The 13,817-nt window shown below is 46.2% G+C and carries 13 protein-coding genes; 6 read left to right on the forward strand and 7 right to left on the reverse strand.

The window, feature by feature from the left end; all coding sequences use genetic code 11:
• Positions 1 to 44 precede the first annotated feature (44 nt).
• Positions 45 to 371, forward strand: coding sequence for an STAS domain-containing protein (locus tag NDI35_RS15685; RefSeq protein WP_445313542.1), 327 nt, complete (start codon positions 45 to 47; stop codon positions 369 to 371).
• Between the two features lie 56 nt (positions 372 to 427).
• Here the strand turns inward: NDI35_RS15685 and NDI35_RS15690 are convergent, their stop codons facing one another.
• Positions 428 to 1,564: a PP2C family protein-serine/threonine phosphatase gene (locus NDI35_RS15690; RefSeq protein ID WP_006632014.1), complete on the reverse strand. Its 1,137-nt coding sequence runs from the start codon at positions 1,562 to 1,564 to the stop codon at positions 428 to 430.
• A 426-nt stretch (positions 1,565 to 1,990) separates the two neighbouring features.
• On the opposite strand from NDI35_RS15690, the gene NDI35_RS15695 reads away from it, so the two are divergent.
• Positions 1,991 to 2,500 (forward strand): ATP-binding protein, encoded by a 510-nt coding sequence (locus NDI35_RS15695; protein ID WP_445313569.1) that lies wholly within the window; start codon positions 1,991 to 1,993, stop codon positions 2,498 to 2,500.
• A 15-nt stretch (positions 2,501 to 2,515) separates the two neighbouring features.
• On the opposite strand, the gene NDI35_RS15700 is transcribed toward NDI35_RS15695, so the two are convergent.
• Both NDI35_RS15700 and NDI35_RS15705 read right to left on the reverse strand, forming a co-directional pair.
• Complete coding sequence (locus NDI35_RS15700) at positions 2,516 to 3,283, reverse strand: DUF1350 family protein (protein ID WP_190733552.1); 768 nt, start codon at positions 3,281 to 3,283, stop codon at positions 2,516 to 2,518.
• Between the two features lie 475 nt (positions 3,284 to 3,758).
• Entirely contained in the window at positions 3,759 to 4,790 is a 1,032-nt protein-coding gene (locus tag NDI35_RS15705) for a glycosyltransferase family 2 protein (RefSeq protein WP_445313543.1), read from the reverse strand.
• A 1,159-nt stretch (positions 4,791 to 5,949) separates the two neighbouring features.
• Between NDI35_RS15705 and ggt the strand changes: the two genes are divergently transcribed.
• The 3 genes from ggt to NDI35_RS15720 all read left to right on the forward strand — a co-directional run bounded on the left by ggt (position 5,950) and on the right by NDI35_RS15720 (position 9,361).
• Positions 5,950 to 7,677: a gamma-glutamyltransferase gene (ggt, locus tag NDI35_RS15710; RefSeq protein ID WP_445313544.1), complete on the forward strand. Its 1,728-nt coding sequence runs from the start codon at positions 5,950 to 5,952 to the stop codon at positions 7,675 to 7,677.
• 498 nt (positions 7,678 to 8,175) lie between these two features.
• Positions 8,176 to 9,054 (forward strand): choice-of-anchor L domain-containing protein, encoded by an 879-nt coding sequence (locus NDI35_RS15715; RefSeq protein ID WP_445313545.1) that lies wholly within the window; start codon positions 8,176 to 8,178, stop codon positions 9,052 to 9,054.
• Positions 9,055 to 9,196: 142 nt separating this feature from the next.
• Positions 9,197 to 9,361: a hypothetical protein gene (locus NDI35_RS15720; RefSeq protein ID WP_445313546.1), complete on the forward strand. Its 165-nt coding sequence runs from the start codon at positions 9,197 to 9,199 to the stop codon at positions 9,359 to 9,361.
• A 166-nt stretch (positions 9,362 to 9,527) separates the two neighbouring features.
• On the opposite strand, the gene NDI35_RS15725 is transcribed toward NDI35_RS15720, so the two are convergent.
• The 4 genes from NDI35_RS15725 to NDI35_RS15740 form a co-directional block, all read right to left on the reverse strand.
• Positions 9,528 to 10,790, reverse strand: coding sequence for a pentapeptide repeat-containing protein (locus NDI35_RS15725; RefSeq protein WP_445313547.1), 1,263 nt, complete (start codon positions 10,788 to 10,790; stop codon positions 9,528 to 9,530).
• 108 nt (positions 10,791 to 10,898) lie between these two features.
• Entirely contained in the window at positions 10,899 to 11,747 is an 849-nt protein-coding gene (locus NDI35_RS15730; protein WP_445313548.1) for an alpha/beta fold hydrolase, read from the reverse strand.
• Between the two features lie 194 nt (positions 11,748 to 11,941).
• Complete coding sequence (locus NDI35_RS15735; protein WP_445313549.1) at positions 11,942 to 12,667, reverse strand: DUF3120 domain-containing protein; 726 nt, start codon at positions 12,665 to 12,667, stop codon at positions 11,942 to 11,944.
• Positions 12,660 to 13,244: a hypothetical protein gene (locus NDI35_RS15740; protein WP_445313550.1), complete on the reverse strand. Its 585-nt coding sequence runs from the start codon at positions 13,242 to 13,244 to the stop codon at positions 12,660 to 12,662. Before NDI35_RS15740 ends, NDI35_RS15735 begins: the two co-directional genes overlap by 8 nt.
• A 329-nt stretch (positions 13,245 to 13,573) precedes the next feature.
• Here NDI35_RS15740 and NDI35_RS15745 point away from each other — a divergent pair, with 329 nt between their 5' ends.
• Entirely contained in the window at positions 13,574 to 13,804 is a 231-nt protein-coding gene (locus tag NDI35_RS15745; protein WP_445313551.1) for a hypothetical protein, read from the forward strand.
• The last annotated feature ends 13 nt before the right edge of the window (positions 13,805 to 13,817 follow it).

The raw sequence follows: 13,817 nt of genomic DNA on the forward strand, positions 1-13,817 counted from the left end.
CTAGCCTAGTCTGGCTAGAAATTCTGACATTCCCACCGCAAAATATGAGTCCTGTAGTTAAAATTATTCAGCCCTCTGGCATTTTAGACGGCACCAAGGCAAGTCAATTCCGCCAAGAGATTAGCGACCTAGTGGAAGCGGGAGCCGATGTGGTATTGATAGACTTCACTGATGTGACATTTATGGATAGTTCTGGTTTAGGCGCTTTAGTCTTGGCGCTCAAAACAGTCCGGGCCGCTGGGAGTCAATTAGTTGTCTGTTCTATCAACGAGCAAATCCGCATCTTATTTGAACTCACCAGCATGGATCGAGTTTTCGAGATATTTCAGACCCGCGATGCTTTTAATAGCAAAATTCCCTCAGCTAACTAAATCTTTTGGCTGCTGCCTTCTTGCTATTTGGTCGCAGATGCAATGCAAGAAGTCAGCTAGCCAAAGTTTACCTTGAGTAAAGACCAATCATCATCAAAAACTGCTTTAGCGTTCAACTTTTGAATGTAGTTCAAAACCAGCTCTAACTGGTCGGCACTTGCACCGTTGTAAGCTGCTAACAAATCTACAAAAGGGTCAAGCCCCCAGATATTGCCGTCAGGTTGGTGGATCTCGTATACCCCGTCGCTAAAGATGTAGAGAGTGCTCAAATCCTCGACATCGCAGCAATTATCGACATAGGGGGCGTCGGGGAACATTCCAACCGGCATTCCGGGGGTTTTTAATCGCTGGATTTTAGCGGTGCTCGCAGGGGACTGGGAAATCAACACGGCTGGTGGATGGCCGGCGCTGGCATAAACTAGCTGGCGAGAAATGCGGTTGTAAACGCCGTACCAGATGGTGAAATACTTGTCATTTTGGTAGCTCATCTGGAAGGTGGTGTTGAGGGCGCGCAAAACGTCGCTGGGTTTGTAGTAGTCTATGTTGGGGAGCGTGCGCGATCGCAGCAAATTCAGCACTGCCACAGAAGGCAGCGCCGCCCGCAAACCGTGACCGGCTACGTCGAGCAAGTAAATCGCCAAATAATCGGCATCTAGCCAGTTGTAGTCGAAGCAATCTCCCCCCAACTGCCGCGAGGGAATGAATTTTGCTTCGATGCTGAAAGGTTCCGTCATCGGATCTGGCAACAGCGATTGCACGTACTCGGCCGCCTCGGCTAACTCTGCTTCCAGACTTTGCTTGGCAATTTTCAAATCTCGGCTGAGTTGGTGCAGCCTCAATCCCGCCCTTACTCTCGCCTGTAATTCGTTGAGTTCGATCGGCTTTGAGATAAAATCGTCGGCACCGGCGTCGAGGCCTTTGACTCGATCGGCGATCGAACCCAAAGAAGTCAACAAAAAGAATTGTGTAGTTGACAGATCCGGATCTGCCTTAACTCGACGGCAGACATCGATGCCGGTCAAGCGCGGCATGATCCAATCGCAAATTATCAGCGCCGGACGCAATTTTTGCGCTTGGGCTACACCGTCTTCGCCATTGCTTGCTACTGTTACTTCGTAACCCTGTTTTTTCAGGGTTCTTCTCAGCAGTTCTTGAACAGCCGTATCATCGTCAATAACCAGAATTTGAAACATGGGCACTTAGGTACTACAAGTTTTTCAAGGTCTGGGGGTCATTTAAAATATATCCTGTCAGCGCCCTTGTCTGAGATTGAGTATAGTTTATTGGCATCGCTTTCGAGGTAATTGCTTTTGAGGGCGGGTCGTTGAGTTCAATTTACGTTAAAATTTGATTTAAATTTGGCGCGATCGAACTTCACTCAGTTTATACTCAGAATATAAATTTTTATAGACTTTTATTTGCCACAGGCGCTGGTTGACAGGGAAATGCTATTTATAGTATAGTGACTAACCGATTAGTGGATTAGACAGGGATCGACGGCCCACCAGAGCTAGTATCCTCAAACTACCATTCAATTTTGCCGCCGTTGTATTTTGTCTCATCGTATTTTTTCGAGTTGTATTTTGCCCACCGGCCGATGAAGAACTTCTGTCGTGAGCGTGATTGAATTAAAGGGTTCCGAAAAGTTGCCGATGCTAAAAAAAGCGGATCTTCAAGTCAATACAGGTCTGAACGGATTAAGCTGGGTTTTGTCGTGGTTTGCACAATTGTACGACTCGCGAATTCCTACAAGTGTGTGGATACGGTGTCAGTTGGCTTTGGCTGAGGGCTTTACGAATGCGGTGCGTCACGCCCACAAGGGCAAACCAGCGGATTTGCCTGTTGACATTCAGGTGGCGGTGTTCGCTGAATCTTTAGAGATTAAAATTTGGGATTGGGGCGATCCGTTTGATTTAGAGAAAAAAATCAAAGATATTTCGGAAAAAGTCGATATTCACTCTCCGGGCGGGCGGGGTCTAAAATTGATTAAAGACATCGCAGACAGTATTAGTTACGAGAGAACGGCTGATGGACGGAACTGTTTGTCGATCGTGAAAAATTATACTCCTGTCTCAAGGCCGAACAATCAAGATGATATTTTGGAAGTGGTAGAGGAAATTTCTGATTAATGGGTTCATCGGGTTTTAAACACGGGACAAAGGATTCAGCCACAGCAGAATTGTCCGTTTTAATTCATTTAATTCCCGATACACTTCTTGTTTGACCCATTGCCCGATCGCATCGAAGGGTGTAAAAATTTGACCTACAGGCCAGCTAACATCTTGCCCCAAGGGCGTTTGATGGTTGCCAGTCAGAGTCTGAACTGTAATCATGTCGGGAAATCGTGCTTTTAGCAGTTTGGTCAACAACAGGGTTTGGTCGATGTTGTCGCCGTTAAATTTAACTAAAAGATTGCGCCGGATTTGATAGCTATCTTGGACGAGGCGATTAGTCTCTTGCGGGGACGGGGTAAACTCGACGTTAAAGACAGGGGAAATTTGCTCGACGATCGGGATTGCTTCTGATGCCGCATAATTGTTGAAAGAAATCAGAATATTGCCTGCCCTTTCTACGTCAAACACAGAACCGATCAGCAAGTGCAGTTTGCATCCCATGCTGTGTCCCATACCGTAAATGGGGAGATAGGAAGATTTGAGCAATTTAGTGCCGCGCAGGCGATCGAGGGCATTTTCAAATTTGTTAAGGACATCGCGGGCGATCGCAATATGATCTAAAGTATTGACAAACGGCGTTGCTACTACAAGATATCCTTGGTTGCCCAAAGCTTCTAACAGCCAGCGATAGGTGAGTTGCGGTGCAGTCGCCACAAATGCACCGCCGAGAAAATGTACGATCGCGATCGGTCTTGAAGGAATTAATACCCAGTTGCCCGAAATTTCTTGCCAGTCCATAAATTCAATCTAATTCCCAATAAAAAGGCGATCGTTCTCTGAAGGTAGAAAGCAGAATTTTTGCTAAATTTTTGCTTTTATTTTCTGCCTAAAAAAGGGGTGGGCTACCCATTTTTTCATTCAAAAAACTTGGCTCTTTACTTATATTATGATATTTAGTGTAACTGTTTTCGCAGCAAATAGCACGGCGGGGTAACGCTGCTATTAGCGCCCTGTAGAGGGTTGAACCTGGCGGCCGAACAAATCAAGGCTGACATCCGCGACTTTCAAAAATTTTTATATTGTCTCCCAGCGCACGGCTGCAAGGGGCGGTAGCTGGTATTGCGGGTAATTGACCCGACAGGATATTAAGAGTCAAATACGGCTCAAAACCCCAATATCGCCTATTAACCAGTCTCTGGGCGATCGGCTTCGATTCGGCTTGATTGGCAGCACCAAATTTCTTGACTCAACCCGCATACAACTATAACATCCTTTAGGAGAACCCCCCGATTTCAGACGACCGCTGGGGGTTTAATTGTGGGGAATGACTGATACCTTCTGCGGTTTGATGACTCAACTTTTCGTGAGTCTTCATCCATTTCCACTTGTGAACAGTAGCTTGCGGATTGAGCACGGTGGTAGCGACGCCGTAAACAATAGTAGGCAAAACCTCCCGATTTAACCAACTTTGTCCCAGCTTTCTCATGTAGTGCAGTGCCAAAACTTCTCTAAATTTGTTAAGCCTTTGCCAAAGCGGCAAATTCTTAAAACATAACTGTTCGTACTCGTGGAGTGATAACTCTTTTTCTCCCCGCAAGCGCCGCAGTTGGTTTTCCTTGACACAATCAGAAGCTATGCGCTTTTTCAGCCAGTGCTTATCTGTGAGAGATTTCCCTCTAATTCTATAATTTCCCAAAGGTTCTGTCGCCGCTAGCAAGCCGTACTTTTGAGCAAGTTTGGTAAATAACTCTGTATCTTCTCCTACCTCCCAATCTTCTGCAAACCCGCCTTCTTGGACAAGAATGGAGCGATCGACTACAACAGAAGACGGGAAAACCCAAGGACTTTCGCCTGTCTCCTTAATCGCCTGCATTTCTGCTTTAGTTGTAGGATAGGTGGGAATATAACTCAACTTCTTACCGTGCTTGTCTAAATATCGCAAAGCGTGAGCCACAGCTTTGACTTCGGGATTGTCTGCGAGCATCTTCAAGCAAACTTCTAACTTATTGGGTTCCCAGGTATCGTCGCTATCGATAAACGCTACATACTCGCCTGTAGCGCGATATATCATTAAATTTCTCGACTTAGAAACCCCGTAATTTTGGGGATTCCTGAAGTATTGAATTCTCGAATCTTGCTCGACCAGCTTAGCAGCAACTTTGTCAGTAGCATCAGTAGAGCAGTCATCAACAATTAAAATTTCTAGATTCTTGTGGGTGCCATTGAGTACGGAGGCAACTGTCTCGGCCAGAGTGTCGGCAGCATTGAATGCAGGAATGATTACACTAACTTTTTGGCTGTTCATAACTTGCATTAAGGTGTGGTTTGGTAGTTTTTGGCCGAAGTATAGTCTCTCAGCAGACACTCTAACTCATTTACGTGCAAGTACCTGTAGCCAGGAAACTTGCCTACATACTACCAATATAACAGGTTTACCGAGGTCAGTGTTATCTACCATAAGGAGGGGACAGCCCTTAGCACCCGGAGTGCAGACTATTATTTGGCGGGCAATTTGTCTGACACAAAGGCGACTGCTGCGAGGGATTGAGGGTTTTTTCCGGGGACTGGAGTTGTCATAAATTCGATCGCATCTTTTTGCTTAAATAGGACTTACCCAGAAAAATCCGGCATCATGCAGAATGATTCTTTTGATAACTATACAGCTACAAAAAAAACTCGTTTCTGACCGAAAGCACCCAGAATACAAGCCCCCGCATTTATCCGTGGGGTCAATGCTTCAATTCTTTAATCTAAAATCGTTCGACTGAGCGTCTGGGCCCTGAGCCTGTCGAAGGGTCACGCCGAAGTCTCAAATCTCAAATCGATTCACTCAGTTCGATTCCGGTTAATCGCTAATCATAAATTGGTTTTTCGTCCCCCAGGGGCTGGCGAGTGAGGACGTTAGATTTCTCACTACCAACCTAATTATAATTATTAAATCCAACGTGAGAGCAAGATTGGGTAAATCCTGTTTTATTGATTTACTCACCAGTCGAACAACTCCCCAAAAACTGCTAGGCTAAGTCTGCTATTTATTGCATTGCCATAGCAATTACCTACAATACTGATTGTTTTGCTGGCCTTTGCTTAATGAGGCTAGGTAAAAAAATAATGTAAAAAAATCAATTGAAAATTCCGAATTTTTGTGAATAATGTTTATATGATTTGCATCTTTAGTTTTTCCTACAGTAAATCAGCAACGCCGTTTTTCTTCGTGCATCATTTTTTTTTAATCAGTATTTTCTGAAAAAAGATGCTTTTTCTAACTTGTTTAATTATTAAATTGCCATAAGCTGTCTCTGCTTTTTCTCTTCCTCTTGTACCCCGACAGGTTCCCAGGGTCAAATCGTCTCCCCATCTGCCATAACAGGTAATTTATTTGCGGTTGAACTCAGTACCGCTAGGTTTTAAGAAAGATACTCCTAAAAGTATACTATAAAAAATCCTCGCCTCACCCGTAAAAAATGTTGCCCAATTTCTTGAGAAAAGTGCAAATTTATACTTGTTGCCTAACAGTCTTGGTGTTGGGTGGCTGCCAGCAGCAGCTACAGGCAACCTTGCAGCAACAGCGTAGCAAACAAGGAATGGCAGTTTCAGCTCACCCTCTGGCGAGCGCTGCGGGGCTGGCCCTGCTGCAACAGGGCGGCAATGCAGTGGATGCGGCGGCTGCTACGGCTTTGGCTATTTCGGTGGTGGAGCCTTTTTCGGCGGGTATCGGCGGCGGGGGTTTTTTGCTCCTGCGGCGGGGCGAAACGGGGACTGTGCAAGCGCTGGATTTCCGGGAACGAGCTCCGAAACGGGCGGCGCGGGATATGTACCTCGACAAGCAAGGTAAGGTGCGCCCAAGGGCAAGTCGGGACGGGCATTTGGCGGCGGGTATTCCGGGTACTGTTGCTGGACTTTATACGGTGCACCGCGAGTATGGTAAGTTGCCTTGGGCCCAGGTGGTGGCCCCGGCGATCGCCCTGGCTGAAAAAGGCTTTCCGGTAAGTTCGCGGTTTACCACGGCTACCGAGCGACGACAGGATGTGTTCAAAAAAAACCGGGTGGCGCGGGAGGTTTTTACTCGTGGTGGCATTTTATACCAGCCGGGTGAGCTTTTGGTGCAGCGGGATTTGGCGCGGACTTTGCGGCGGATTGCACAAAATCCGCAGAGTTTTTATACCGGGGACATTGCGCGGGCGATCGCCGCCGATATGGCTAAAAACGGCGGCCTTATCACTCTCGAAGATTTGAAAAACTATACGCCGATTTGGCGAAATCCGGTTTGTGGCAACTTTCGCAGTTACGAAATTTGCGCCCTGTCGCCTCCTTCTTCCGGCGGCGTTCATTTGTTGCAAATCTTAAATATTCTGGGAGATTCGGATCTCAAGAGGTTGGGGAGGCAAAGTCCAGATACTTTGCACTTGCTGGCGGAGAGCATGAGGATTGCTTATGCTGACCGGGCTGAGTATCTGGGCGACCCGGATTTTGTGAGTGTACCGGTCAAAGCTTTGACTAGCAGCAATTATGCCAAATTGAGACGATCGCAAATCCCAATGTCAAAAGCCAGACCCTCTAGCGAGGTAAAGGCTGTTGACGCTGAAACTTTGAACCGTCTGCTGTGGGAGTCTCCCGAAACTACCCACCTGACGGTAGTTGACAAAGAGCGCAACGTAGTAAGCTTAACGTTTACGGTGAATGGGGGTTTTGGGGCAGGAGTCGTGGCTGCAGGTACGGGAATTTTGCTCAACAACGAGATGGATGATTTTGCCGCCGCGCCGGGAGTGCCGAATTTGTTTGGTTTGGTGGGCGGGGAGGCAAATTCGATCGCCCCGGGCAAAACTCCTTTATCGAGCATGACGCCGATTATCGTGACAGAAAATGGCAAATTTCGCCTCGCTGCGGGAGCTCCCGGAGGCAGCACGATTATTACCACGGTGTTGCAAATTGTGTTGAATGTGTTGGTTTACGACATGAATGTTGGTGAGGCTGTCTCTGCACCTAGAATTCACCACCAATGGCAACCGGATCGCCTGAGGGTGGAACGGGGAGGTTTTGAGGCTGCGACGCTTTCGGAGTTGCGGCGGCGGGGACACCAGATTGTCGAAGGTGACGGCTGGGGCAATGCCAATGCGATCGTCCTGACTGCAGACGGTTGGTTGGAAGGGGCTGCCGATCGGCGCGGGGAAGGAGAAGCAAGGGGGTTTTAGTCATCAGTCAGTCGATTAGAGATTTTAGAGGGGGGCGAGACTTTGGCGACTCGACGATTTTAGATTTACTCCACAGATGAATCTGGGATGTTGAACTCGGATCAAAAATTTTGATCTCTCTACGACAGGAATCGGGGGCTTGTATGGGTTTTTTGGGCGAGGTCATCTTTCATGAGTTATTAGCTATTAGTCATTAGTCATTAGTCATTAGTCATTAGTCATGTTGGAGAGCGCAAACGGTATTAAAACCCGGTTTCTTTTGTCTCCAGTGCGTAAGTCCTGAAATTATTAGTCTGTGCAACTGTATTTTTGCATCCGTATTTTTGCGCTGAGGTTTAAAGGCTGACTAATTGCCAAGAACTACCAAAAAAATTAGCCCCAAAAAGCGTATATACACTTATGTGTAAAGTTATTGTAAAGGCCCTCGACATTGATACTTATATAATGTAAAAATGAAGTTGTGCATTGGATCAGGTTTGTATCTTCCAGGAAAAATTTATGATAATTACTCACAAAATTGCTGGCTTAACAGCTACCTTAACTACTGCTCTGAGTTTGTTGGCAGCACCAGCAATGGCATTTTCGGTAGGGGCAACTAATAACACTGAGATTTTAAAAAATAATTTATTGGGGGCTAATACAGTCGGGTTGAGTAATTTCTCTGTTTCAATTACGGGTAATTCGGCTGCTTTTGGTACTTTCACTAATGACCCCTTCGGTTTGAAATCAGGTGTTGTTCTGAGCACTGGTAGAGTCGCCGATATACCAGGTCAGAATCGGAAAGATAACTTCACGACACAGGACAGCGATTTAAGCACGGACTTTGGTCCTAAGGGTGAACAGGGCGATCTGACTCAGCTAAACCTCAGCTTTTTTGCTAATAGCACGGTTGAAAAGTTGTTCTTTCAATATGTATTTGCTTCTGAGGAGTTTCCTGAGTTCGGCGGTTCTAAATATAATGACGATTTTGAACTGCTGCTGAACGGCATTAATTTGGCAAAATTGAGCGACGGAAAAACAGTTACGATTAATAATCTTGTTCCCGATCCATATAATCGCTCTAAAGATCACCCCGACTATATTGACAACCCAAGTTTCACAGGTATTGCTGCTAACATCATTAAGCTGGACGGTTTTACTAAAGTTTTAGGTTTTGAGGGTTTGCTCAAGAAAAATCAGACGAATGTTCTCAGTATCCGCATTAAAGATGTGGGCGATGGGAAGTTAGATTCTGCTGTATTTATTAAAGGCGGTTCTGTGGGGACGGTTCAACCTGAGCCGGTTCCCGAACCGATGACTGTGGGGGGTTTGATGGCGGGAGGCGCAATGCTGGCTGCTGGACGAAAGTTACGCAATCGCCGTGGCGGAAGTAATTAATAACGGAAGGAAGTTCGGCAACGGATTCGCTTTCGGAGGATGTAACGGATGTAACGGATGTCGGTAAGAAGGAAGAAGGAAGAAGAAAAAAACAGAACAGGAACCATTTTGGCAGTTGCTGTAATATGAATCTCGATTAGCCGTGTTGGAGACAGAAACGGGGTTTGATGAAAGAAAAGACCTCGTTGCAGTTGTTGAACCGGGTAAAAAAACTCGGTTTGTGCGATCGCGATCGCGTAATATCATGTCAAGTAATTTAAGCATTATGGGTACGCAGCGAGGAATGCAAGCCCTCATACAATTCTGACGACGAATGCCCTCACTACGAACCAATTTTATTGCGGTTGTTCTAGCGGAAAGAATATAAGTTTTCATCCCAAATTCGCAAAGGGCGGATTTTTTTGTGTTTGGAGTTGCAGCAAATATTGCGGGTAAAACCCGCGTCTACAACCACTGACTAAAAACTAAATAATTTAGCTATGAACAGTACCGTCGGGTAAGATTGTACCTGTTAATGTAGTCCGGGTAAGTTTGACCATAACTCGATCGCCGTAACCGATTTTCGCTCCTGTTAAGTCAGCACCGCTCAAGTCAGCACCGCTCAAATCGGCTCCGATTAAGTTGGTTTCTCTCAAGTTGGCATTGATCAAACAAGCTCCTAACAAATTAGCCCTGAACAAGTTTGCTTGGTGCAAATTCGCGCCTGTGAGGTTGACGTTGTGTAGAAAAGCATCACTTAAGTCGGCTTCACTCAGGTTTGCATTGCTCAAGTTTCTTCCTGAAAAATCCTTTTCTTTTAACGAAGCTCCTTTGAAGTTGGAACCGCTCAAATCGGGAGCTTGCGGCCCCGCTTGGCGGTAAGACTGAGATGGCGGTGGCTGCGATTGGTAGCGGGACGCCTCTGAATAGGGCCCTGCAGGGTTTCCCCCATAGTTTCCCGCATAATTTGCAGGATATTTCCCTGAAGAGGGTTCAGAAGAGTAGCGGGGTTCTTTTGGGGTGGCCGGTGGTGGCTGGGTGTTTTGGTGCTGGGTGTTTGGATACTGAGTATTTCTGTACTGATTGTTTTGGTACTGAGTGTTTTGGTACTGAGTATTGGGTTGCTGAGTATTGGGTTGCTGAGTGTTTTGGTACTGAGTATTGGGTTGCTGAGCGTTTTGGTACTGAGTATTGGGTTGCTGAGTGTTTTGGTACTGAGTATTGGGTTGCTGAGTGTTTCTGTACTGAGTATTTTGTTGCTGAGCGTTTTGTTGCTGGGTAGTTTGTTGCTGAGTGTTTCTGTACTGAGCGTTTTGTTGCTGAGTAGTTTGTTGCTGAGTATTTCTGTACTGAGCGTTTTGTTGCTGAGTAGTTTGTTGCTGAGTGTTTCTGTACTGAGCGTTTTGTTGCTGAGTAGTTTGTTGCTGAGTATTTCTGTACTGAGCGTTTTGTTGCTGGGTGTTTTGGTGCTGGGTGTGTTTGTGCTGGGTGTTTTGGTGCTGGGTGTGTTTGTGCTGAGTATGTTTGTGCTGAACGTTCTGATTCTGACCTCTTGGTTGAATCGATCGCAATTGTTCGCGAGCTTGATTAATTTCCTTAATCTTTTCTTCAGCTTTCTGTAGTAGTCTGGGATTGTCTTTGGGGATGCGATCGGGGTGCCAAATGAACGCTAAATCCTTGTAGGCTTGGCTAATTTCTTCTCTGGAAGCTCCCGGCAACAGTCCCAGCACTTTATAGTATTGGTCGAGGTCGTTCATTGTACCACCTTTCGCTTTAAGAAATTAGGAATTAAAAATTAAGATCGGAGCAAAAGCCGTTCTCAAAGCTTGCTTGTCCGATCGTACATTAGATGAACAATAACTCAGCTAAGCCGCTGCTGGCAAAAATTCTCGAATTCGCTGCAAGTATGTTGCGGCATCCTCCAGCATCGGAAAGTGAGCCGTATTCGGAATTATAACAAATTCTACTTTTTTGCTGAGGGAGGCTGCTTGCTCTCCCATGACGGCGGGGATAATTTGGTCGAATTCTCCGGCCACAAGCAGTGTGGGAACACTCAGCCGCGCAAATTCTTGGGGCATTTCCTCGGCGGCTCTTTTGCTGACGGCTGTCACCATTGTACCTATAGCAGCTTGCTCGTCTGCCATTAAAAAATCCTTGAGAAACGCCAGACTGACCTCTGTGGGCAGGGAACGGCGCAAAAACCGGGCCATAAATAGCCGATCGGCAAACGGGATGGATGCCAGCCACGAGGGTCTAAATTTTACCACATAGCCACCGAATTTGTGAAAAGTTGTAAATGCTTTTTCATCGTATTCAAAAATCCCGCTGCAAGTGAGAATTGCTTTTTCTACTTTTTCGGGGTAAAGGTTGAGAAATAAAGTAGCAATTGAGGCACCTGTGGAGTGAGCATTGAGAAAGACGCGGCTTAAATTCAGAGATTCTAATAATTCAGCTAAGTCGCGGGCGTAGGTTTCGAGTTCGTAGCTGGACTCAGCAGGCTCTTTTGGCAAGGGCGATCGACCAAAACCTCTCATATCGTAAAGCAAACAATCAAAATCATCAGCAATAGCCCGTGCCGTGCTTTCCCAGTAGCGCGCTGAACCCGCCCAGCCGTGCATAAATACCATCACGGGTTTGCCGCTGGGTTGGGCACTGTTATCTGCCGTTATCCACTCGTAATAATGTTCTACACCGCGAATTGAAATGAAAGACATGATATTGATTTGGGATTCTTAGATTTTAGATTTTAGATTTTAACTCATAATTGTTCACTGAATACCAAAATTCCCGACTTCTTAAAGAAGTCAGGAATCTCAAGACTACATCTATCAAAAAATCTGCGTTAATCTGCGTCAATCCGCCCACACCTGCGGTCAAAAATTACCAACATAGGAACCAATCATAAATCTTAAGCTGCGGAGGCTGCTAGCCAAAATAAGCCGTCTACTAAAAGAGTGCTCAAAACTGCTCCGCTGAAAGCGCGCCAGTGCAGTTCTCGATCGCGCAAACTCAGCAAACCGACTGTTAGCAACACAGCGATTAAAACTAAAGCACAGCCTATGCCCCAAGGAGTTTCGATTTGACCGATCGCACTTTGAAAAATCGGCATAGCTAATTCCGGTTCCGCGTGCATCACTTGCCGCCAGTAGGGCATCAAGCCTGTTAAGTAAAAATATAAATCGGTAATAGCAGTGCCAAATAGCGAACCCAAGTAAAAATAGCCACCAACTTTTCCCCAAGATTTGCCCAAGCACCAAATAGCAAAAGGCAACCCAATTGATTCTATAGGTAGATGTAAAATTGGTTCCCATCTAAACCAGCCCCAATAGATAGAACCTGCCAGCCAGCATCCGGCAAATCCTAATAATAAATCTCCCCAAAGTTGTGTTTTGGGGCGGAAAATTAGAATTAAACTCAGAACGAACCAGGGGATAGTTGATAGCAAACTGATGGTTGGATATAAGCGCACTAACGGTGCTTGCACGAATACTGGAATTGAGACTAAAAATGCTGAGGCACTAAATATTAACCACTGTTTGATGCTGTTTGTTGTGGCTGAAGTGAGAGAATTGTCGAGGCGGGCGATGGTGGCCATAGGTGCGATCGCTGAGGATTCTAAATTAAGATTAAACAACTGATTGGACTCCGTATTGTTTCAATAGGTGGACTAAAAATTTCGCTGCGGTTGTGGGTGCGAGAGTCTCAATCCCGGCGGCGGTTTGGCTGACGTGCCAGCCTTTTGCCGTTTGGGGAGCTCGCCATAAATCCAAATGTTCGATCGCGGGATCTGCATAAAAGCTTTCTCCACCGCCACCGAGAATTGCCGAACTCCAGTGCGTAAACCGATCGTGGCTGATTCGGTGGATGGGAAAATTGCCCACCAGAGGAACTCCCCAACCGTCTAAGGCAAAAAAAGCCCCGACTTTGCCACCGAGTTGCTGCCACATCCAAGCCGCCCCGATCGCCCCGGCTACTCCTGCCGAAAAGCTGACAAATACTAGACTTTCTCCTGCTAACTCTTCCCTACACAAAAAGTGCAATATGTCAATAGCTGAGAAAGGCGGATATTTATGAGCGGGAAAAATCTTGACAGGCTCGACTATTTGCTGGTTTTGGCGATCGGCGGCCAGTCCCCAAAGCCCCGAAAGTCCCGTCAGGAAACAGTCGGTTAGCTTTGGTTCGTGGACTCCGGGGCAAATTACCAGTCTCATAGTTCGTCAAGAAAGTTAATATAGTTCGCAACATAACTTTATCATATAGCTATTATATCATATACTACCCCAGGGGATAGGGTGTTAAAGTTATAATAGAGTCAAGTTTGAAGAGTATCCCCCCAAGTTAAAAGCTGGGAACGCTCCAAACCGCATTAATCTGAGGCAAGGTCAGGGAGTCTTAAGAAAACATGAAACTTATCCCCCCCTGCCCCATCTCCTGTCAAGCTTAGCAAAGGCTGATTCTAGTTTTAAGCTGTTCTGTATTTAGATTTAACTTTTCCGGCGGCGTCGAAGCTGACCCCACAAAAGCTTAAACAAACAGGATTGTGAAAATTAAGAGGCCTGCCAGCTTAGCGGCCCTACGAATTTCGGGTCAAGGTCAAAAAACCGACTTAGGACTGATGCTCATCAATCCGGTTTCTAGGATAAATAAGAGGTTTGACCGGGAAGTATGGGCCAAGAAACCGGGAATCAGCCCCGCGCACGTCAGTCGTGCGATCGCACACAATGAAAAATCTCCGATTCCCCCTTCATCCTGCCTGGATCTCTTAGAATAAATAAAATTGAGGA

It is taken from the genome of Microcoleus vaginatus FACHB-2002 (assembly GCF_040004035.1).
Classification (GTDB): domain Bacteria; phylum Cyanobacteriota; class Cyanobacteriia; order Cyanobacteriales; family Microcoleaceae; genus Microcoleus; species Microcoleus vaginatus_C.

What these genes read in the sequence shown, in the direction of transcription:
- NDI35_RS15690 (WP_006632014.1), bottom strand. Translation starts at nt 1,564, where the DNA reads ATGTTTCAAATTCTGGTTATTGACGATGATACGGCTGTTCAAGAACTG.
- NDI35_RS15740 (WP_445313550.1), bottom strand. Translation starts at nt 13,244, where the DNA reads ATGAGACTGGTAATTTGCCCCGGAGTCCACGAACCAAAGCTAACCGAC.
- NDI35_RS15725 (WP_445313547.1), bottom strand. Translation starts at nt 10,790, where the DNA reads ATGAACGACCTCGACCAATACTATAAAGTGCTGGGACTGTTGCCGGGA.
- NDI35_RS15685 (WP_445313542.1), top strand. Translation starts at nt 45, where the DNA reads ATGAGTCCTGTAGTTAAAATTATTCAGCCCTCTGGCATTTTAGACGGC.
- NDI35_RS15715 (WP_445313545.1), top strand. Translation starts at nt 8,176, where the DNA reads ATGATAATTACTCACAAAATTGCTGGCTTAACAGCTACCTTAACTACT.
- ggt (WP_445313544.1), top strand. Translation starts at nt 5,950, where the DNA reads ATGTTGCCCAATTTCTTGAGAAAAGTGCAAATTTATACTTGTTGCCTA.
- NDI35_RS15700 (WP_190733552.1), bottom strand. Translation starts at nt 3,283, where the DNA reads ATGGACTGGCAAGAAATTTCGGGCAACTGGGTATTAATTCCTTCAAGA.
- NDI35_RS15705 (WP_445313543.1), bottom strand. Translation starts at nt 4,790, where the DNA reads ATGAACAGCCAAAAAGTTAGTGTAATCATTCCTGCATTCAATGCTGCC.
- NDI35_RS15730 (WP_445313548.1), bottom strand. Translation starts at nt 11,747, where the DNA reads ATGTCTTTCATTTCAATTCGCGGTGTAGAACATTATTACGAGTGGATA.